The organism is Gammaproteobacteria bacterium, from assembly GCA_021648145.1.
Lineage (GTDB): Bacteria > Pseudomonadota > Gammaproteobacteria > JAADGQ01 > JAADGQ01 > S141-38.
Genome location: JAKITI010000001.1, coordinates 106,720 through 126,719, shown reverse-complemented (window position 1 = coordinate 126,719; position 20,000 = coordinate 106,720). Strand labels below are relative to the sequence as shown.

Genomic DNA, 20,000 nt, shown 5'->3' with positions numbered 1-20,000 from the left:
GCAATGCGCATATCTACCCCTCAATTTTATCAACAACAAGGTCGAACAATCAGTGACCTTCAATCAGCATTAAATCAAACACAGATGCAGCTCAGCACGGGGCAAAAATTTTCGAAAGCCTCAGATGATCCTATCGCTGCCGCAAGTATTCTTAAACTCAATCAAGCCATTGAGTCAACCAACCAATATCAAACCAACTCAAATCTTTTAAAAAACCGCCTTTCATTTGAAGAGAGTGTGCTTGATAGCGTGGGAAATAATTTACTGCGGGTAAAAGAGTTGACGTTGCAAGCCAACAACGCCACACAAACACCTGAAACGCGTGCAATGATTGCAACAGAGCTTCGCGAAACCCTTGATGCACTTCTTGATTTAGCCAACAGTAAAACAGCCAATGGTGAATACCTGTTTTCAGGATTCAAGAGCCAAACACTGCCTTTTAGCCGTGAAGCCGATGGCTCATTTAAATATAATGGTGATGAAAATCAGCGTTTCTTACAAATCAGCAATACACGACAAATTGCAATCGGCCATAGTGGTAGCGAGGTTTTTCGTGCCATAGATACTGGCAATGGTACTTTTGAAGTCGGTGCTGCGGCATTAAATCAAGGATCCGGTATCATTGACCCGGGCACCGTTGTCAATTCATCTGCGTATGATAGTGATCGTTATCAAGTCACAATGGCAGTCAATGCATCAGCGACTGCCGATGGCGCAGTGGGCACGATTACTGACGGTAATGTCGGCAATACATTAGAGTATGAACTACGAATTAATGGCTCGCTTGTATACAGCCAAAATGAAGGCTCTGCCCCACTGAGCAATTTATCAGAGCTTGCTGATTTTATTAATGATGAGAGTGCCACCACGAGTGTTAGAGCCTATGTTGATAATGACAAGTTGCTACTCTCAAACATTCCTCCTCGCTCAGAGCCGATCGAACTCAGTGAAACACTCAATACAACGGCCGGAGCGCCAGAAGATGCAGATCGCATGACCGGCTATTTCGGATCAATACTCACAGGGGCATCTGGAGCAAGTAATACAATTACTTTTGAAAATGAAGCCAACAGCTATGTTGTAACCAGCAGTAGTGGCAACGTTGTTTCAAGTGGAGATTATCAATCAGGGCAGGCCATATCGTTCTCAGGAATTCAAACAGAAATTAGTGGCCAACCTGAAACAGGTGACCAATTCACCATCAATCCATCTTCCAGGCAAGATATTTTTACAACCATTGACAAGTTAATTACAACACTTGAAAGCTCAGAAGGTGCAACACTGAATAACGGTGTTAACAGTGCACTCACCAGCCTGGATAAAGCCATGACCAACATCAGCATGGTTCGAACCAGCACAGGCACTCGCCTTTCAACGGTTGAAAATCAGCAAAGCAGTAATGAGGATTTTCTGCTCAATATGAAATCTCAGGTGTCAGAACTAAAAGATATTGATTATGCTGAGGTCATATCGCGCTTTCAAGCACAACTGACAGGGCTTGAAGCGGCTTACCAATCATTCACAAAAGTTCAGGGGCTGTCACTGTTTAACTATATTCGATAGCCCCTTTTGGAAATAGGTTTTACTTGGTTTGTTTCTGGTCCAGACTATGAATCATTTTAATTAACTCTGCCTCTTCTCTGGCCAAGTGACATTGCGAAATCAGCTCATCAACTGATGCTCCCTCTTTTACTCGGACAATTGCAGATTGATAGAGCTTTTCAACATCACCAATAACAAGAGGAACAGAGGCACGTTGTGTCGCTTGTTGTTCAATGATCTTTTGCTGTTTTTGAGACATAGCATCCAGATGCTGACTCATGCCGAGCGCTCCCAGACTCAAAGCGCTCATATCACTTTGTAAACTCTTTATGCGCTCCTCTAAACGCTGCCCTTTTTTCCACTGGACATAAAGTCCTCCCAGAAGTACGGCCAGTGATACAGCGAATAAAATACAAATAAAACTATGCATAATTTAGGCTAAACATATTCATCAATAGCATGGTTGCTTTTATTGATTTTCTTTTGGCCTTTTTCAGGCTTGGGTCCAGATCGTTTTTTAAGTGGACGGTCGTGCAGTTTTTTACGAGGCCCAGTTTTTTGCCCAGGGCGCTTAGGCCATACAGGCCCCACAGCATCGACTTCACCTGCCATTACATATCCGCCATATCACTCCACTCTTCTGTGGTCAGCAACTTACCAAGATCAACCAGAATCAGCAACTTATTTTCATGGTTGCAAACACCCTGAATATATTTTGCACTATCGTCATTACTGACTGAAGGCGTACTTTCTATATCCGAGGCATGCAGATAAACCACCTCTGCAACACTGTCCACTAAAATACCCACCACTTTTTTGCCCGTCTCCACAATAACAATTCGTGTTGAATCATCATTCTCTTTTTGCATCAAGCCAAAACGCTGACGTGTATCAAGCACCGTGACAACATTACCGCGTAAATTAACAATTCCTAATACATAGGCAGGCGCGCCTGGAACGGGTGCAATATCCGGAACACGCAACACCTCCTGCACTTGCATCACATTAATACCGTAGGTCTCTCCATCCATACAGAAAGTCACCCATTGAGTAACAAGGTCATCTGATGCATTTTGTGTGTTATTTGCTGTGGTTGCTGCCTGATTCATTTTTTACTCCTGATTTATGTAAAAACTTAGTACATCGTAATCACTCATAAGGAACGATCACGAAATAATTGATTCCTTCTCATGCTTGTTATTTGATAAGGAACGTGCAAACTCATCGGGATCCAGCAATGCACACATCTGCTCGATGGCGGTGCCACAGAGCCAGGGGCGCTTGCTTTGCGTTGTTCGCCATTGCACCTGATCAGGCTGCAATGTCAATGTACCTGCAATAGAATCACAAGCAAGCCCCCAATTAGCATCATCAATAAGTATAATATTCTGTAATCGGTCTTTAATGGGTTTAACTTTATAGTGCATCGGTGTCACAAAATTAAGAACATCAATAATTTTCACATGTTTGCCTTGATGAATCATGACACCAAGGTACCAAAGCTTATGACCAGGCATCGGTGTTAAACGTACTGAGTTCCAGGCCAGAATTCCATTTGACTTAATCAATGGAATTGATAGCTTTAGCCCACCCGCCATAAACAGCAAACTTTCAAACTGTGTCTGAGCCCATGAGGGAGTCACTGTTTTTCTTTCGACTACCAGTTCTTTTTTTTCTACGCTGGATGGCTCTAAAACCTGACGCAGGTTTAGATCAACCGGCTCCAGGCCTGCCCTGTCGGGTTCAGGAAAAACTTCTTGCAACAAAGAGTCAAGATAAACTTTGAGCACATCCTTTTGAGCCACTGGTTTCATCCGGCTTTGCGCATGTTTATTGACTTCAACAATGCCTGAAATGCGATCACCCCTTTTGCTCTGGGCACCATAAATGAAAGAGGCTGACCTGCCTGGCTTGCTTCACGAAACAAGGTATCAATGGGGATAACTTTATTCCATAGGTTTTTCTTAAAATTGTCACGTAACACTCTTAATGTTTTGACAGAAGCTCGTGTACGACGATCAAACATCGTCGGCACAATGATGTATGGCAAAGATTTTTTTCTTGATTGATTAATCATGGCCAATGTGCGCTCCATACGCTCAAGACCCTTGACAGCCAAAAATTCAGTTTGTACCGGAATTAACAGTAAATTGCAGGCGGCTAGTGCATTCACCATCAACAGCCCCAGGATGGGTGGACAGTCTATTAAGACGTAATCGTAATCTGATTCAACGGTTTTGATGGCATGCTGTAAAATCAACCCTTTTCCAGGCCGAGTTCCCATCTGCCTCTCTAAAGTAGCTAGTGCCGGTGAGCCACAAAGAATATCAATTTGCTCAAAATCAGTTTTGTTGACTAACGGTTTGATGCAAGCTTTTTCGTCAATAAAGAGTGAATAACATCCTGTCTCTATTTCATCTGGCTGATAGCCAAGATAGGCAGTTAATGAAGCATGGGGATCCAGATCAACTAATAAAACACTCTTTCCCTGTTGAGCCAAAAGCCCTGCTAAAGAGATCGTTGTTGTGGTTTTCCCGACCCCTCCTTTTTGATTTGCAATCGCCCAGACGATCACAGCTTAGTCCTTAGTTGTTCCGTTAAAATTCGCTGAACCCGTTCATCAGCTAAAACAACTAATACGATCCGACGGTTTTTACTACGCCCTATAGCAGTATCATTTGAAGCAATCGGGCGATAGGGCCCGTAACCAATAGCGGCCATTCTTGAGGGGTTCACCCCAGTTTGTGTCAGTAGCTGAACAACACTCGCGGCACGTGAAGCCGACAACTCCCAGTTAGATGGAAAAATAATTGTTTTTATTGGAATAGAGTCGGTGAAACCCTCAACATGAATTGGATTTTGATAGCTTTTCAATATAGAAGAGAGTGATTTAAGAATTTTTACTGCAGCAGGCTGAAGAGTTGCCATTGCACTGGGAAAAAGAAGGCTGCTTTTTATATCAATTTCAATCCATAAATCATTACGGGTAATCTCGATATCACCATTTTCAATAAAGTCACTTAATGTCCCCTCAATCAGACTTGAAATATCGTTTAATGCTTCTTTTCCTTTTTGATGATCTGCTTCTGTCTGGTTTTTATCAAGATTTGGAATTTGAGGCAGTGATAACAGGCCGCTGCCTTGACCGTCACCTATAGTGGAAATACTGCTCAGCCCTTCTCTTGAAACTTGTCCAACCTGAATCGGCTCCATAGAGCGCTTAGGGTCACTGAAAGCGGCCGATAACGAATCAGATAACACACGATATTTACCTTCATTGACTGAAGATACAGAGTACATCACTACAAAAAAAGCAAAGAGTAGCGTTATAAAATCAGCGTACGATATCAACCAGCGTTCATGATTTATGTGTTCTTCCTGTCTTTTTTTACGTGCCATAACATCCTTGCTTGGCTTTTAACCAAGCTCTACTTAAGAGCTTAATCAAACAACATAGCCTTTTAGTTTAGTTTCAATATTCCTTGGATTCTCCCCTTCAGAAATTGCCACAATGCCATCAATAAGCATTTCCTGAAACTGGGAGCGCTGACGAATTAAACTTTTCAATTTGTTCGCCATCGGTAAAAACACAAGATTGGCTAGCCCGATTCCATAAATTGTTGCCACAAATGCAACAGCAATTCCAGGACCGAGTTTAGTTGGGTCAGCCAGGTTGTTCATCACATGAATCAACCCCATCACTGCCCCGATAATACCGATGGTCGGAGCATACCCTCCACACCCATCAAATACTTTAGCCGCTTCAATATCTCTATCTTCTTTGGCGGTGAGTTCAACTTCCAGAATTTTACGTATCATTTCAGGCTCACTGCCATCCACAAGCAACTGCAGGCCTTTACGTGCAAACAGATCAGGCTCTGACTCTGCTAAAGCTTCAAGCCCCAGAAGCCCCTCTTTTCGTGCAATTGTGCTCCATTCCGTCATCTGCTCAATCACACTAATATAGTCAAATCGAGGGGGGGAAAAAATCCATGGAAAAATTTGTAATGCGCGCATAAAAACAGCAACAGGAGATTGAATCATAACCGCTCCAATCGTACCGCCTGTCACGATCACAAAGGCCGTAAATTGCATCAAAGAACTGGTATGCCCTCCCTCCATGATATTGCCACCCACAATGGCACCTATACCAATAATTAATCCTGCAATACTGAGAATATCCAAGGATTAAACTGCCCTGGCCAAACGCACTCCAATTTCCGAGAGTGGTATCACCTGATCAACCAGCCCTGCCTTGGATACAGCCATAGGCATACCATAAACAACACAGCTCGCTTCATCTTGAGCCCAGACAGTTGATGCTGCAGCTTTTAATTTACGTGCGCCGGCGCAGCCATCAGAGCCCATGCCAGTCAATATAATTGCCAAAACTTTTTTTGGAAAAACTTTGGCTAGTGCTGTCAATGTAAAGTCAACACTAGGGCTATACTGCATAGAGGGTAACCCTTCTATAATACGTACGACACCACTTTCAACTGTCATCTGTTTCCCACCGGGGGCTAATAGTGCCAAGCCCGGTTTTAGGCAGTCACCATCAACGGCTTCTTTAACCTCAATGGCACAAAGCTGATTTAAGCGCTGTGCAAAAGCAGATGTAAAAGTAGAGGGCATATGTTGCATTAATAAAATAGGCAAAGGAAAATCTGCTGGAAGTGCCGACAACACTTTCGGCAATGCAGCAGGCCCTCCTGTAGAACAACCAATAGCCACAATTTGATAGTGCCCCTGTTTTTTTGCATCAACTTTCTGAGGTTTTATAGCAATTTTTTTTTCTGTAACTCGTTGCTTACCCAAAACACGCACTCGAGCACACAGCATTCGATACGCGACTTCTGATGATGAGTTATCTTTTTCAAAGCTCTTGGAGATAAAATCAACAGCACCTGCTTCCAGTGCATCCAGAGTTGATTGAGCACCCTCGGTCGTATGTGTTGAAAGCATTAGAATAGGGACAGGATTCAATTTCATGATGCGACGAACGGCTTCAATACCATTCATGACCGGCATCTCAACATCCATGGTGACCAAATCAGGTTTTAATAATGCAACAAGTTTTACGGCCTCTTCACCATTAGATGCTTGGCCAATCACTTTAATATGGCTGTCTACATTTAGAATTTCGATAATTCTGCGACGAAAAAACCCTGAATCATCAACAACTAACACACTAACCATGAAGTCTCTCCCTACATCGACTGTGCGTGTGAAGAGGTCAATCCGGGAATATCCAGTATGAGAGAAATTCGGCCATCACCTGTAATCGTTGCACCAGCTAACCCAGAAACACCTTGAAGAAGCGCACCTAACGGCTTGATAACGACCTCTTCCTGACCAATTAATTGATCTACCACAAACCCCATATGACGCGTGCCAATATTCATGATAACCACAAACCCCTCACTTTTATCCATGGGTGATTCATCATAAGGAATAAGCCATTCTCTCAGGTAAAAAAGTGGAATCGACTTGCCTCTCACTTGTACAACTAATTTGCCATCGACAACATTTGTTCTGGAAAGATCAAGATTAAAAATCTCACTCACATTCACGAGTGGCAATGCAAAAATATGATCAGATAACATCACCATTAGTGTTGGCATGATTGCAAGGGTTAGAGGCACCTTAATTTTAATTGTACTGCCTTTGCCTTTCTCAGATTCAATAGTAATTGAGCCATTTAGCTGAGAAATACGGGTTTTGACAACATCCATACCCACTCCACGACCTGAAATATCTGAAATTTCAGCTTTAGTTGAGAAGCCGGGGGCAAAGATCAGGTTATAACAGTCGGTATCATCCAGGCGGGCGGCTGCATCTTCATCCATCAGCCCTTTATCAACTGCTATTTGGCGCAATATATCGGCATCCATACCGGCACCATCATCGGCAATTGAAAGTAAGATATGATCACCTTCCTGTACGGCAGACAAGTTAATTGTTCCTGTCTCAGGTTTTCCTGCTGCCTTACGTATTTCGGGTATTTCAATTCCATGATCCACTGAATTTCGGACTAAATGTACCAATGGATCAGCAAGTGCTTCGACCAGGTTTTTATCAAGATCGGTCTCTTCGCCCTCCATTTCCAGCCTGATATCTTTATTCAGGCTACGTGCTAAATCACGCACAACACGAGGAAAACGGCCAAATACCTTTTTAATGGGCTGCATACGAGTCCGCATGGCAGACGTTTGTAAATCACCTGTCACGACATCCAGACTGCTGATAACCTTGGAGAGCTCTTCATCATTGCGCGAACCCTCCAAAGTTTTAAGCCGATTTCGGACCAAGACCAGCTCACCCACCATGTTCATTATTTCATCAAGACGTTTAGTCGCAACGCGAACCGTCGTTTCTTGTTGTGATCCTGCCTTGCTGGCATCATCTTTTTTAGCGGGCTTTGGTTGCTCTTTTGGAGCCGCCACAGTCTGGGCAGGTATCGCCTGCTCTTTTGAAGGTTCTGAGGGTGAGACTGTGGAATCAGAAGCGGGCGCTTTATCTGGAGTGGAATGTTTCCCTTTGCCATGGATTTCATCCAGCAAATGATCAAACTCTTCATCATTAATTTCATCTGAGGCATTGGATGACAAAGCGTTATTCTCTGATGTTTTTTTACCTTGAAGATCATCCAGAAGAGATTCAAACTCATCGTCTGTAATTTCATCCGTAGAGGAGGCGCTGTCATCACTTGTCGCACCATCCAGCATCGCATCAAACTCGACATCAACCTCATCAACTACGGCTTCAGGGGCAGCCTCTTCTTCAGGCACCTCACCCGCCATCAGTGATTCGAGCTGGCTTAATAGTTCAGCAGGAGCAGCAGAAGGTTCATTACCCGAAGTCAGCTCTTCAAACATCCCGTTAACCACGTCAAGCGACTTTAAAATAACATCCATCAACAAAGCATCAACTTTGCGTTCACCTTGCCTTAACAAATTAAAAATATCTTCGGCACAATGACAAACCTTGACCATGGAGGTGAGTTCAAGAAACCCAGCACCGCCTTTAATCGTATGAAACCCACGAAAAACTGCATTGAGAAGTTCATTGTCATCAGGCGTTTGCTCTAACTCCACAAGCTGTTCACCCAAACTCTCCAGTATCTCTTGCGCTTCAACAAGAAAGTCCTGGAGTATTTCGTCATCCATATCAATCGCCATATCTAATTCCTTTAGAAGCCGAGGCTCGACAGTAAATCATCCACTTCATCTTGCCCATTAACTGCGCTGCTTGATTTCATTCCCGGTATTTGGGGGCCTTCAAGCGCATCATTATCATCTTTTTTGCTTTCAGCAGGCGCAATCCGTGCCCCTGAAACTTTAATTAAATTAACCAAACCTTTTTCTACACTATCAACCAAACCAATGACTTTACGGATAATCTGTCCCGTCAAATCCTGATAATCCTGTGCCATTAAAATATCATTAAGCTGTTCTTTAAGCTTTCCTGAGTCTTCATGAGACGCATCAAGAAAACCATCAATATCTTTAACCAAAGATCTAAACTCACTGGCTGATAACTCTCTGGACTGAAAGCATTTCCAGCGTAATTTAAGCTGCTCTGTGTTTTGAGTTAGGCTGTCACATAAAGGGAGCGCGTTTTCGACCGAATTCAAGGTGCGATCTGCAGCTTGTTGAGTCATGGTAATGACATAGTTCAGACGCTCTTTGGCATCAGGAAACTCTTGTTCTGCCATATTGGCCAGATCAACATCCTGACGAAAACTATTCAGCGTTTCGTGAAACTCTCTTGTGAGTTTTCCCAGCTCTTGAAACAGACTGGTTTCACGTATGTTGGCCAGATCTTCAAATACTTTAGTGACTTCATCACTATCACCTGATTTTATGTGATCAACGAGTTGCTGAGCTAACTCCAGCTCCTGGTTTGGCGCATCGACCGTCTCTATCATGAGTAAATCCCTTACCGTTGACGTATATATAGTGTTCGACTAAAAAATTAAGACTATGCACTTGCTTCAATGCGTTCAAAAATCTTATCGATTTTTTCTTTTAATGTCGCCGCTGTAAATGGTTTTACGATGTATCCATTCACACCCGCTTCTGCCGCGGCAACAATCTGCTCTCGCTTGGATTCTGCCGTCACCATTAATACCGGTAAAGAAACCAGATTTTCATCTGCCCTGACCGCTTTGAGCAGATCAATTCCAGCCATACCGGGCATATTCCAGTCCGTGACAAGAAAATCAAAATCACCTGACTGCAGCATAGGAAGCCCCGTATTGCCATCATCAGCTTCAGATGTATTATTAAACCCTAAGTCGCGTAACAAATTTTTAATAATGCGGCGCATCGTTGAAAAGTCATCTACGATTAAAATTTTCATATTTTTATCCACAACCACCTCCGTTTCGTGTAGAAAGCATTAATTGACCAGTGACCTGTATTATTCGGCCGTTTTTTAAATCTCTTTATCTTTACGCCAAAAACTCATTCTTGATTGCAAGCGAATCAGTGCCTGGCTGTGTATCTGGCTGACGCGTGATTCACTCACACCCAAGACCGATCCAATTTCGCGCAAGTTCAACTCTTCATCGTAATAAAGCGTAATCACCATGCTTTCTCGCTCTGGCAACCCTGCAATGGCTTTAGCTAACGAACGTTTGAAGTCGGCTTTTTGAATATTGTCCTGAGGCCCCGGTAGATTATCTGAAAGCCCCACCGCAACACCATCACCTTCATTGGTCATATCATCAAAGCTTAAAACACGATAACCACTGGCATCCTGTAACATCTTGTGATATTCACGTAGAGTAATTTCAAGCGCTTCTGCAACTTCATGATCACGTGCATCACGTCCGGTTTTGTTTTCAATTTCACTGATAACTGCGGCCAATTGACGCGCTTTACGGTGAACCGAACGAGGTGCCCAATCGGCTTTTCTAATCTCATCCAGCATCGCACCACGAACACGAATACCAGCATAAGTTTCAAAGCTTGCCCCTTGGTTTGGATCGTAGTTACGCGCCGCTTCCAGCAAACCAATCATTCCTGCTTGTATCAAATCGTCCGCTTGCACACTTGGAGGCAGACGACTCATCAAATGATAAGCAATACGCTTCACCAATGGTGCGTGTTTAATAACGGTATCATTAAGTGTGCTCTCTTTAATTGGTGCCCTGACTTTCATTGCAGCTCCATTCATTATTTCCCTCTCCCTTCTTTTGGTTTTCCAGCCTGAATCAAACGCTCAACAAAAAATTCCAGGTGCCCGCTAGCTACAGTAGGCGCGACCCATTTATCGATATTTTTTGCCAAACTTTTAAATGCCAATGCGGCTTTACTTCGTGGATAAGCCTCCACAACAGCGCGTTGTTTACGTACGGCTTTCCGTAAACTTTCGTCATATGGAACAACGCCCATAAAATCCAATGTCACTTCCAGATATGTATCGGTTACTTTAAGCAGTTTATTATACAATTTGCGCCCCTCTTCAATACTTTGCACCATATTGCTTAATACTCGGAAACGCTGCAAGCCATGCTCTCTATTCAAAAGCTTTATCATGGCATAAGCATCCGTCATTGATGCCGGTTCGTCACAGACAACAATAATGACTTCATGAGCCGCTTTGCTAAACGAAATCACACTGTCAGAAATACCCGCTGCAGTGTCGATTAATAAAACATCAACACTCATGCTGAGCTCACTAAATGCTCGAATAATACCCACGTGTTCCATTGAGTTCATTTCAACCATTTTCTGAATACCTGAAGATGCTGGAATAATCTGTAAACCATTCGGGCCTTCTACAACCACATCTTCCAGCGAGCACTCTCCATTCATAACATGTGAAAGGTTATGTGTGGGTCTTATTCCCAATAAAACATCAATATTGGCCAACCCAAGATCCGCATCCATCAATAAAACTTTTTTTCCATTCGCAATCATCGCAAGTGCAAGATTGACTGATACATTGGTTTTACCGACCCCCCCTTTGCCGCTTGTAATCGAAAATACCTGAACAGGACGAGATTCCGTCATGTTACGTAAACCTGCTGCTTGATCCAGAGCACCTTCAAACATGTGCAGCAATCCCTCCATTATTTAAAATTGAAAGCCCTGGCGCTTCTTCTTCAAGAATACGCCCCGCTTGTTGCATGATTGATACCGCCTGATTAATTAAATTATGTGCTCGGGCAATACTTAGATCCTCCGGAACGCGCTGTCCATCACTGATATAAGCAATCGGCAGCTTATGCATAATTGCCTCACTTAATGCCGCTCCCAGGCTTGTGGCTTCGTCAAGTTTAGTCAATATGCACCCATCCAGATTTGCTGATCGAAAAGCACTCATTGTTTCATTTAAACAAGATAGCCTTGTCGTGGTTGATAATACAAGATAGGTAGTAATACTCACCTTGCTTTTTAGTAGCGAAAATTGTTGGTTTAAACGTAAGTCTCGTTGACTCATTCCAGCCGTATCAATTAACACTAAAGACTTGTCACTAAACTCTTCCAAAGCTTCACACAATTCATTGTGGCTCTTTGGAAAGCGTACGGGCATATCAAGTATTCGGCTGTAACTTCTAAGCTGTTCATGAGCCCCTATTCTGTAATGATCCATAGAGACCAAACCGACATGGCGAGCACCGTAGCGTAAAGCATAACGCGCCGCTAATTTAGCAATCGTGGTTGTTTTTCCAACCCCTGTCGGCCCCACCATCGCAACAACCCCGCCGCCGCTAATAATGGCATCATCATTTAGTGGCAACCAGCTTGAAAGTTTTGATAATGCAGCCAGCCATAATTTTTCAAAATCTTCAATTTCAGGAACTTCATTTAATAGGCGCTGACATATTGAGGTACTTAAACCCAGCTTTGTAAGCTGCTGCAATAGTTTGACACGCTCGGGATAACGCTGAATCATATCGCCCCAGGCAAAACCTGAGAGTTGATTTTCAACCAGACCACGCAGTGACTTTAACTCTTCGCGCATCTCTAAAAATGCAGGGTCCTGAGTCCAGATCACCTGAGATTTTTGGGGTTCATTGATTTCAGGGTTTATTGGAGGCTCTTTTATAGTTGAGACTAATTTTTCTTCTATTTTTTTATGTTCAAAGTTTTTTTTCTGAATCTGTGGTCTTTCATAAATTGCACTTGTGAACTCTTTTTTCTCAACTTCAACCACAGACTTTTTAGGTGTTGGTTTTTTTACAGACTCGGGGATTGTTTCGCCCAACACTGATTCGTCATAATCGACAGCCGCCATAATCTCGACCCCGCCCTGAACATTTTTATTCGACAGGATAATCGCATCTTCACCCAAATCATCACGTACCAACGTAATAGCTTTTCGCACATTGGATGCAAAGTAACGCTTAATTTTCATAATGACGATCCATCCTAACTATTTCCAATAACAACCACGACTTTGATTTTCATATCTTCAGGAAGCTCATTAAATGCCAGTACATGCAATGAAGAGATCCCATGACGTATAAATTTTGCCAATGGCTCCCTCAGCGCCGCCGCGACAACCAGCACCGCAGGCTCTCCGGCAATATCCTGTTGTTCAACTGCCTGGATGAGCGATTGCTGTATTCGCTCAGCAATTCCTGGCTCTAAGCCAACACTGTCTCCGCCTGATGCTTGTACTGACTCAAGCAATATGTGTTCCAGTTGAGGATCCAGCGTGATAATTGATAGATCATCCGATAACCCATTGATATTTTGTATAATTGATCGGCCCAAAGAGGATCGAACAGCACTGGTGAGCACGACAGGATCCTGACTACTGGGCGCATATTCCGCCAAAGTTTCGACAATCGTTTGAATATCACGAATACTCACCTGCTCTTCCAGCAGATTTTTTAGCACCTTAAGCACTACACCGAGCGGCAGAAGATCAGGCACTAATGCTTCAACCAGTTTAGGTGCTTTTTTCGCCAAGGTATCCAGCAAGTGCTGCGCCTCTTCACGCCCCAACAAGCGATGTGACTGAGCTTGCAAAATATGGCTCAAATGTGTTGCGATGACGGTGCTGGCATCAACCACGGTGTAACCTTGCGTCTGGGCGATATCACGTTGCGTGGTATCAATCCAGAAGGCTTCCAGGCCAAATGCGGGGTCTGTTGTAGCCACACTGTTTAAAACGCCTGAAACCTGCCCTGGGTTAATGGCCATATCTTGCTCAGGGTACACCTCAGCCTCACCTGCAATCACACCTTTTAAAATAATACGGTAACCATTGGGCGGCAGATTCAAGTTATCCTTAATATGAACTGAGTGCATCAAAAAGCCGAGTTCCTGTGTCAATTTTTTACGCACGCCTTTAATGCGTGACATCAATTGACCGCCCTGCTTTTTATCCACCATCGGAATTAAACGATAGCCAACCTCAAGCCCGACAATATCAACGGGTGTGACATCATCCCAACTTAGATCTCGGGTCTCTTCAGGCAGGCTGCCGCCCCCTGTCGGAACGGGTGAGGTTGTTTTTGAGGCAGATGTTTTTCCAGATTTATTGGATGCCTCTTTTGAACCGTGTGAACCATAATATGCGCCCCCGCAACAGAGCGCTGCCAGTCCAAGGAAAACCAGATTAGGCATACCAGGAACAACCCCCACCAACCCAATGATGCCACCAGTGACATAGAGCACCCGTGGATCATTAAAAAGATGATCTAAAATCTGCCCCCCCATATCCTGAGCATTTGAAACACGTGTCACCATAATGGCGGAGGCCGTGGATAAAACCAGCGATGGAATTTGTGCGACCAGACCATCACCAATCGTCAACAACGTGTAGTTATGCACCGCATCTGCCATGGTCATATCATGTTGTGCCATACCAATAGCTAGACCGCCCAATATATTAATAAAAAGGATGATAATACCGGCGACAGCATCACCACGAACAAACTTGCTTGCACCATCCATAGAGCCGTAAAAATCGGCTTCTTGAACTACTTCCGAGCGACGGTTTTTAGCTTCCTCCTGGTCAATCACACCCGCATTCAAATCCGCATCAATGGCCATCTGTTTGCCTGGCATCGCATCAAGTGTAAAGCGCGCACTGACTTCAGAGATACGCCCTGCGCCTTTGGTGACCACCACAAAATTGATCAAAACCAATATAGAAAATACCACCAATCCAACAACATAATTACCGCCTACCACAAAATTACCAAATGAATTAATCACTTCACCCGCAGCATCAGTTCCATTATGTCCTTCAAGCAATATCACTCGAGTAGAAGCCACATTCAATGCCAGTCGCATTAAAGTGGCTAGCAATAGAACCGTCGGAAATGAAGAAAAATGCAATGGCAACTTGGCATAAACACAGGCCAGTAAAACCACTAAGGCCAGGGCGATATTAAAAGTAAATAAAATATCAAGTGCCATTGGAGGTAATGGTACAACCATCATCGCCAATAATGCGGTCAACATAATAGGAGCACCCAATCCAAAACGCCCTATATTTTTTATTCCTTTCAGTACACCTGCTTTAGCAGCCATAAAAATTCATCCCTTGAAATATCCGCTTTATTTTATGTGTGTTCCCTACCGCTTCAGGTCATCCGGTATCGGTAAGTTGTCCTTCATTGACTGAGGTTCAGCACTGTAAGAGCGTTGATTCTTCTTTAATTGATAGACATAAGCCAATACTTGCGCGACAGCTCTGTAAAGCCCGTCTGGAATTTCAGCATTCAATTCCGTGTGATGAAAAATAGAGCGCGCCAGCATCGGTGATTCCATTATTATAATTTTGTGCTTAACTCCAACCGCTCGAATACGCATCGCGACCAGATCCGCACCTTTGGCTAATAACACAGGTGCGCCCCCCTTATCCTTGTCATAACGTAGTGCCACGGCATAGTGAGTCGGGTTAGTAATAATGACATCCGCTTGAGGAACACCATCCATCATTCGACGTTGCGCCATTTCCTGTTGAACTTTACGAATATGTTGCTTGACTTCAGGTTTACCCTCCGTCTCTTTAAATTCATCCTTGACCTCTTGCAGTGTCATTTTTAATTGACGCTGGTGGTTCCACATTTGAAATGGCACATCAATTCCTGCAACAACAAGCAGTGAGGCACTGACTAATAGAAAAGTCAGTAACAACAAGTCACCGGTATGCACCAAAGAGTCAATCACTGATTGATATCCCAAGTTAAAAATGACCCCCTGCATACTCCAGATAAAAATAATAGCGACTGCAAAAACCAGAAAAAACTTGGCCAGTGCCTTCAGGAGCTCCATCCCGCCCTGAGGACCAAAAATACGTTTAATTCCTTTTACTGGATTAATTTTTTCGATCTTGAAGCTGGGTGCAACAAAAGCGATTCCACCGAGTAGAACCGGTGAAAAAAGAGCCACAACAAATAACACAACAAACAGTGGAGCTAGCATCAAAAGCCCATTAGAAATAGCTTCTAAAAATAGTGTCAGTGAAGCTTGATCGCTAAAAATAATTTTTCGTTCAATGATTAATCCTTCTTTAAGAATGGTCATCAAATCTTGAATCATGCTGCTTCCAAAAATGATGATTCCTCCAGCGGAGGCTAGCAGCATCATCAATGTCGTGAGCTCTCTGGATCGAGCAACTTGACCTTTGTCTTTGGCCTTTTGCAGTTTTTTAGGGGTAGGTTCTTCTGTTTTTTCCTGTCCGCTCTCGCTCTCTGCCATTCTGCTCTATAACCCCACTATTCGCTTTATGACAGCAAAACCATTTTCAAGTAACTGTTCAAATTGAGGGTAAAAGCTTCCAAGCGATAAAATAATAATCACAAAGCCCAGAATTAAAGTGATCGGAAAACCGACGGCAAAAATATTTAGTTGAGGTGCTGTCCGTGCTAATACCGCAAAAGCAACATTCACCATAAACAGAGCGGCAATTGCAGGAATCGCAATCATGATGGCTCCAAAAAACATCCAGCTGCCCCACATCAACATGTCCCAGAAGTGACTGATGGGAATCCCCTGCAATGTCACTGGCATGGATTGAAAACTATTGGCAAGCACTTCAATCAAAATCAGATGACCATTTAATGTCACAAAAATAAGCGTCCCTAATATACTGTAAATTTGACCTACCACCGGCACAGAAACACCATTTTGAGGATCCACCATCTGAGCAAAACCCAGCCCCATCAATTGGCCAATGACTTGCCCTCCCATCTCCAGAGCAGTAAACACAACTCGCAGTGCAAAGCCCATCATTAATCCAATCACTAATTGATTGAAGGTAATTAATATCCCTTCCGGTCCCAGCGGGTCGACAATGGGCATGGGAGGAGCCAAGGGGGCAATCGTAATCGTAAGTACAATTGCAATAACGATTCGAATACGTGCGGGAATCATTCGCCCTGAGAATATAGGGGCGATCATTAACATGCCGCCAATGCGTACAAACGGCCAGAAATAACTCCCAATCCACTCTATAACTTCAGCCGCTTGAAAATGCATCCGTGTATCCTGAAAAAATGGTCAGAGACCGATCATGGTTGGAATGGCTTCATACAAACGCTGCGTATATGTGGTTAACAATTGCAACATCCAGGGCCCTGCCATCAACAGTGCTGCAAATGTAATCATCAACTTAGGTATAAAACTTAATGTTGCTTCACTAATTTGTGTGGCGGCTTGAAATGTGCTGACCAACAATCCAACTAGCAAGGCAGGAATCAGTAGTACAGAAATCAGAGCCAAAGTGACTTCCAACGCTTGTCGGCCGATTGTTAATACAAATTCTGGGGTCATTACACTCTCCCTTTATATCGCTTAATTAAGTTACATATAAAAACTTGCTGCCAGCGTACCCATGATGAGCGCCCAACCATCGACCAGAACAAACAGCATTATTTTAAATGGCAGTGAAATAATCATGGGTGAAAGCATCATCATACCCATCGCCATCAATACACTGGCCACGACAAGATCAATAATTAAAAAAGGAATGAAAATTAAAAAACCAATTTGAAAGGCTGTTTTTAATTCACTGGTAATAAATGCAGGCATCAACAATGAAAAAGGTACATCCTCTGGTGATTCGATATCTGTTTTCCCTGAAATATTGGCAAACATATTAATATCAGTATCACGGGTCTGAGCCATCATGAACTCACGTATAGGCTCTCTTGATTTTTCAAAAGCTTCTTTTGGCCCGATTTCATTTTCCAGATAAGGTGCAATACCATCTTGGTATACCTTGTCAAAAACGGGTTCCATAATAAAAAAGGTCAAAAATAGAGCCAATGCAATTAATATCTGAGTCGTCGGTGTCTGCATTGTGCCCAGTGCCTGACGCAAAATAGAGAGCACAATAATAATTCGAGCAAATGAGGTCATCATCAACAGCGCTGCCGGCAAAAATGCAAATGCCGTCATCATGGCTAATGCCTGAATGCTTAATGTATAGGTTTGTCCGCCTTCGGGATTCGTCGATACTGATATGGTGGGAAGCCCAGGTTCCGCAAAAGCTGTGACTGGAACCAGCAACATTGAAAATAGTATCAAAATATATTTCATGACTGATTCTGCCCCTCTTTTTTCATGGCAGCCGCCAACCGTTCAACAAAAGAGCTTTTTTCTGAATCAGATTTTTGTGTTTGAATCGGGTTCTCTAACTCATAAAGTGTTCGAATACTTCCTTGAGTCACACCGACCAATAGCTGTTTCCCCCCCACCTGCAGCAATACAATTCGCTCACGCTGGCCAGTCGATAAGCTGGCCAGCATTTTTAACTCATTATGAGGAATACTTTGAAGTTGACCAAAACGTTTAAATAGCCAGGCCGCAACCAGAATCAAAATCACAATCAGAAATAGACTCCCGATAACACTGACCATGCTTTCTGTATTTAAAGGACTTTGCAGCGTTTTTTCTAACGGAATTTCATCGGCTGCCAACAGAAGTGAAGGTAAAAAAGCAGAAGAGATGATTCCCCTTAAAATCCATTTTTTTCTATAAAATATCACTGCACTTCCCTGCTAATTAAGGTTTTTTACACGTTCAGAGGTACTTACTACATCCGTTAATCTAATACCAAATTTTTCATTAACCACGACAACCTCACCATGTGCCACCAATGTATTATTAACCAATACATCCATCGGCTCTCCCGCTAGGCGATCTAACTCAACCACTGAGCCTTGATTGAGTTGAAGTAAATTTTTAATGCTAATTTTTGTGCGCCCAAGCTCCATAGCAATCGTGACAGGAATATCCAGAATCATATCCAGGCTTCCGTCACCAATAATCGAATTTTCATCTTGTAAATTTGGAAAGTCTGCTGCCGGTGGTGATGTTTCTGGTGTGGGTGTGGGTGAATCCACTTCAGGCGTTGCAGCAGCCGGAGTCGCCTGATCAATGATGTCATCACTGTTTACAGCATCGTCCTCACTATCACCTGACTCCTCTAGTGCAGCGGCCCACTCATCAGCAAGTGCTTGGTCATCTTGATTTTCATCACTCATTATGCCCCTCCTGAATCGACTGATTCCCGTTCAATTTTCCCTGAAACTTTAAATGCAATATTGCCACGAGACACTCCAAATGAGCCGTTAAAAATTGGAACACCTTCAACATCCATATGAATTTCATCCTCAATATCGATTGGAATAATATCGCCGGTTTTCATATTCATCACATCACGTAACGTGATCTCTGTTTCAACCAACGTTGAACTCATACCGACCAAAGCTGTATTAATTTCACTGCGTAAAGCATTCGACCAGCGTTCGTCAGTTTCTACACGGTCACTTTGAATACCCGCATCTAATAATTCACGGATCGGCTCCAACATCGCATATGGAATGACGGCATGAAATGAACCACTTCCTCCATCAAGCTCAATATTAAAAGAGCTGACCACCACCACTTCGCTGGGGCTAACAATATTGGCAAAATGAGGGTTTACTTCAGAGCTTAAGTATTCGTACTCCAACGGCATGACCGCTTCCCATGCTTCACTCATATCTGCAAAAATTCGCTTCAATACAAGCTGGATCACGCGTTGCTCCGTCATCGTAAATTCACGGCCTTCGATCTTTGCGTGGCGGCCATCTCCGCCAAAAAAATTATCTACAATGATAAAAACAAGCTTCGGGTCCAATATAAACAGCATCGTTCCACGCAATGGATCAGCCTTGACCAAGTTCAAATTAGTGGGCACAAACAAACTATGTACATACTCTGCAAATTTGAGCATCTGCACCCCTTCAACTGAAATTTCAGAGGTGCGCCGTAACATATTAAAAAGACTGATTCGAAAGTAACGGGCGAAGCGTTCGTTAATCATCTCCAGAGTCGGCATTCGACCGCGAACGATTCGATCTTGACTATTAAAGTCATAAGCCGAAGCAACCCCCTCATCATCCGGGTCAAACTCTTCAGTCTCTACATCGCCGCTGGATACTCCATGCAGCAGTGCATCAATTTCATCCTGTGATAACAGGTCATTCGCTGACATCG

The 20,000-nt window shown here is 43.4% G+C and carries 23 protein-coding genes; 1 reads left to right on the top strand and 22 read right to left on the bottom strand.

The window, feature by feature from the left end:
- The first annotated feature begins 3 nt into the window (after positions 1–3).
- On the top strand, positions 4–1,563 hold the full coding sequence (gene flgL / locus L3J70_00625; GenBank protein ID MCF6234877.1) for a flagellar hook-associated protein FlgL: 1,560 nt from the start codon (positions 4–6) through the stop codon (positions 1,561–1,563).
- A 19-nt stretch (positions 1,564–1,582) separates the two neighbouring features.
- Here the strand turns inward: flgL and L3J70_00620 are convergent, their stop codons facing one another.
- The 22 genes from L3J70_00620 to fliM form a co-directional block, all read right to left on the bottom strand.
- A complete protein-coding gene (locus L3J70_00620; protein ID MCF6234876.1) occupies positions 1,583–1,972 on the bottom strand; it encodes a DUF2802 domain-containing protein in 390 nt (129 codons plus the stop codon).
- Between the two features lie 8 nt (positions 1,973–1,980).
- Complete coding sequence (locus L3J70_00615) at positions 1,981–2,154, bottom strand: hypothetical protein (GenBank protein MCF6234875.1); 174 nt, start codon at positions 2,152–2,154, stop codon at positions 1,981–1,983.
- Positions 2,154–2,651 (bottom strand): chemotaxis protein CheW, encoded by a 498-nt coding sequence (locus L3J70_00610; protein ID MCF6234874.1) that lies wholly within the window; start codon positions 2,649–2,651, stop codon positions 2,154–2,156. Before L3J70_00610 ends, L3J70_00615 begins: the two co-directional genes overlap by 1 nt.
- A gap of 57 nt (positions 2,652–2,708) precedes the next feature.
- The gene (locus tag L3J70_00605) at positions 2,709–3,347 is read right to left on the bottom strand and encodes a chemotaxis protein CheW (GenBank protein ID MCF6234873.1); all 639 of its coding nucleotides are present in this window, start codon (positions 3,345–3,347) and stop codon (positions 2,709–2,711) included.
- 5 nt (positions 3,348–3,352) lie between these two features.
- Positions 3,353–4,117, bottom strand: coding sequence for a ParA family protein (locus L3J70_00600; protein ID MCF6234872.1), 765 nt, complete (start codon positions 4,115–4,117; stop codon positions 3,353–3,355).
- On the bottom strand, positions 4,114–4,941 hold the full coding sequence (motD, locus tag L3J70_00595; GenBank protein ID MCF6234871.1) for a flagellar motor protein MotD: 828 nt from the start codon (positions 4,939–4,941) through the stop codon (positions 4,114–4,116). The genes L3J70_00600 and motD overlap by 4 nt, the downstream gene beginning before the upstream one ends.
- Positions 4,942–4,986: 45 nt before the next feature.
- Complete coding sequence (locus L3J70_00590) at positions 4,987–5,727, bottom strand: flagellar motor protein (GenBank protein MCF6234870.1); 741 nt, start codon at positions 5,725–5,727, stop codon at positions 4,987–4,989.
- 3 nt (positions 5,728–5,730) lie between these two features.
- On the bottom strand, positions 5,731–6,738 hold the full coding sequence (locus tag L3J70_00585; protein MCF6234869.1) for a chemotaxis response regulator protein-glutamate methylesterase: 1,008 nt from the start codon (positions 6,736–6,738) through the stop codon (positions 5,731–5,733).
- 11 nt (positions 6,739–6,749) lie between these two features.
- Positions 6,750–8,720, bottom strand: a complete 1,971-nt coding sequence (locus L3J70_00580) for a chemotaxis protein CheA (protein ID MCF6234868.1) — start codon at positions 8,718–8,720, stop codon at positions 6,750–6,752.
- 11 nt (positions 8,721–8,731) lie between these two features.
- Positions 8,732–9,469: a protein phosphatase CheZ gene (locus tag L3J70_00575; protein MCF6234867.1), complete on the bottom strand. Its 738-nt coding sequence runs from the start codon at positions 9,467–9,469 to the stop codon at positions 8,732–8,734.
- 53 nt (positions 9,470–9,522) lie between these two features.
- Positions 9,523–9,915 (bottom strand): chemotaxis response regulator CheY, encoded by a 393-nt coding sequence (gene cheY, locus L3J70_00570; GenBank protein MCF6234866.1) that lies wholly within the window; start codon positions 9,913–9,915, stop codon positions 9,523–9,525.
- 63 nt (positions 9,916–9,978) lie between these two features.
- Positions 9,979–10,707 (bottom strand): RNA polymerase sigma factor FliA, encoded by a 729-nt coding sequence (locus L3J70_00565; GenBank protein MCF6234865.1) that lies wholly within the window; start codon positions 10,705–10,707, stop codon positions 9,979–9,981.
- A gap of 14 nt (positions 10,708–10,721) precedes the next feature.
- Positions 10,722–11,603: a MinD/ParA family protein gene (locus L3J70_00560; protein ID MCF6234864.1), complete on the bottom strand. Its 882-nt coding sequence runs from the start codon at positions 11,601–11,603 to the stop codon at positions 10,722–10,724.
- Positions 11,596–12,909 carry a flagellar biosynthesis protein FlhF gene (gene flhF, locus L3J70_00555; protein ID MCF6234863.1) on the bottom strand — a complete coding sequence of 438 codons (1,314 nt, stop codon included), beginning with the start codon at positions 12,907–12,909 and terminating at the stop codon, positions 11,596–11,598. Before flhF ends, L3J70_00560 begins: the two co-directional genes overlap by 8 nt.
- 14 nt (positions 12,910–12,923) lie before the next feature.
- Positions 12,924–14,972, bottom strand: a complete 2,049-nt coding sequence (gene flhA / locus L3J70_00550) for a flagellar biosynthesis protein FlhA (protein MCF6234862.1) — start codon at positions 14,970–14,972, stop codon at positions 12,924–12,926.
- 114 nt (positions 14,973–15,086) lie between these two features.
- The gene (gene flhB / locus L3J70_00545; protein ID MCF6234861.1) at positions 15,087–16,214 is read right to left on the bottom strand and encodes a flagellar biosynthesis protein FlhB; all 1,128 of its coding nucleotides are present in this window, start codon (positions 16,212–16,214) and stop codon (positions 15,087–15,089) included.
- Between the two features lie 6 nt (positions 16,215–16,220).
- Positions 16,221–16,994 carry a flagellar biosynthetic protein FliR gene (gene fliR, locus L3J70_00540; protein ID MCF6234860.1) on the bottom strand — a complete coding sequence of 258 codons (774 nt, stop codon included), beginning with the start codon at positions 16,992–16,994 and terminating at the stop codon, positions 16,221–16,223.
- A 21-nt stretch (positions 16,995–17,015) separates the two neighbouring features.
- Positions 17,016–17,288: a flagellar biosynthesis protein FliQ gene (fliQ, locus tag L3J70_00535; GenBank protein ID MCF6234859.1), complete on the bottom strand. Its 273-nt coding sequence runs from the start codon at positions 17,286–17,288 to the stop codon at positions 17,016–17,018.
- Between the two features lie 30 nt (positions 17,289–17,318).
- Complete coding sequence (gene fliP / locus L3J70_00530) at positions 17,319–18,056, bottom strand: flagellar type III secretion system pore protein FliP (protein ID MCF6234858.1); 738 nt, start codon at positions 18,054–18,056, stop codon at positions 17,319–17,321.
- Positions 18,053–18,505: a flagellar biosynthetic protein FliO gene (gene fliO / locus L3J70_00525; GenBank protein MCF6234857.1), complete on the bottom strand. Its 453-nt coding sequence runs from the start codon at positions 18,503–18,505 to the stop codon at positions 18,053–18,055. Before fliO ends, fliP begins: the two co-directional genes overlap by 4 nt.
- A 12-nt stretch (positions 18,506–18,517) precedes the next feature.
- A complete protein-coding gene (fliN, locus tag L3J70_00520; protein ID MCF6234856.1) occupies positions 18,518–19,003 on the bottom strand; it encodes a flagellar motor switch protein FliN in 486 nt (161 codons plus the stop codon).
- On the bottom strand, positions 19,003–19,998 hold the full coding sequence (fliM, locus tag L3J70_00515) for a flagellar motor switch protein FliM (GenBank protein MCF6234855.1): 996 nt from the start codon (positions 19,996–19,998) through the stop codon (positions 19,003–19,005). The genes fliN and fliM overlap by 1 nt, the downstream gene beginning before the upstream one ends.
- Positions 19,999–20,000: the final 2 nt, after the last annotated feature.

Coding starts and splice junctions, on each gene's coding strand:
- flgL (MCF6234877.1), top strand. CDS start 4: ATGCGCATATCTACCCCTCAATTTTATCAACAACAAGGTCGAACAATC.
- fliN (MCF6234856.1), bottom strand. CDS start 19,003: ATGAGTGATGAAAATCAAGATGACCAAGCACTTGCTGATGAGTGGGCC.
- fliM (MCF6234855.1), bottom strand. CDS start 19,998: ATGTCAGCGAATGACCTGTTATCACAGGATGAAATTGATGCACTGCTG.
- L3J70_00620 (MCF6234876.1), bottom strand. CDS start 1,972: ATGCATAGTTTTATTTGTATTTTATTCGCTGTATCACTGGCCGTACTT.
- L3J70_00565 (MCF6234865.1), bottom strand. CDS start 10,707: ATGAAAGTCAGGGCACCAATTAAAGAGAGCACACTTAATGATACCGTT.
- L3J70_00560 (MCF6234864.1), bottom strand. CDS start 11,603: ATGTTTGAAGGTGCTCTGGATCAAGCAGCAGGTTTACGTAACATGACG.
- flhF (MCF6234863.1), bottom strand. CDS start 12,909: ATGAAAATTAAGCGTTACTTTGCATCCAATGTGCGAAAAGCTATTACG.
- L3J70_00610 (MCF6234874.1), bottom strand. CDS start 2,651: ATGAATCAGGCAGCAACCACAGCAAATAACACACAAAATGCATCAGAT.
- L3J70_00580 (MCF6234868.1), bottom strand. CDS start 8,720: ATGGCGATTGATATGGATGACGAAATACTCCAGGACTTTCTTGTTGAA.
- fliQ (MCF6234859.1), bottom strand. CDS start 17,288: ATGACCCCAGAATTTGTATTAACAATCGGCCGACAAGCGTTGGAAGTC.
- motD (MCF6234871.1), bottom strand. CDS start 4,941: ATGGCACGTAAAAAAAGACAGGAAGAACACATAAATCATGAACGCTGG.
- L3J70_00615 (MCF6234875.1), bottom strand. CDS start 2,154: ATGGCAGGTGAAGTCGATGCTGTGGGGCCTGTATGGCCTAAGCGCCCT.
- flhA (MCF6234862.1), bottom strand. CDS start 14,972: ATGTTGACCGCATTATTGGCGATGATGGTTGTACCATTACCTCCAATG.
- L3J70_00575 (MCF6234867.1), bottom strand. CDS start 9,469: ATGATAGAGACGGTCGATGCGCCAAACCAGGAGCTGGAGTTAGCTCAG.
- fliP (MCF6234858.1), bottom strand. CDS start 18,056: ATGAAATATATTTTGATACTATTTTCAATGTTGCTGGTTCCAGTCACA.
- L3J70_00585 (MCF6234869.1), bottom strand. CDS start 6,738: ATGGTTAGTGTGTTAGTTGTTGATGATTCAGGGTTTTTTCGTCGCAGA.
- fliR (MCF6234860.1), bottom strand. CDS start 16,994: ATGCATTTTCAAGCGGCTGAAGTTATAGAGTGGATTGGGAGTTATTTC.
- flhB (MCF6234861.1), bottom strand. CDS start 16,214: ATGGCAGAGAGCGAGAGCGGACAGGAAAAAACAGAAGAACCTACCCCT.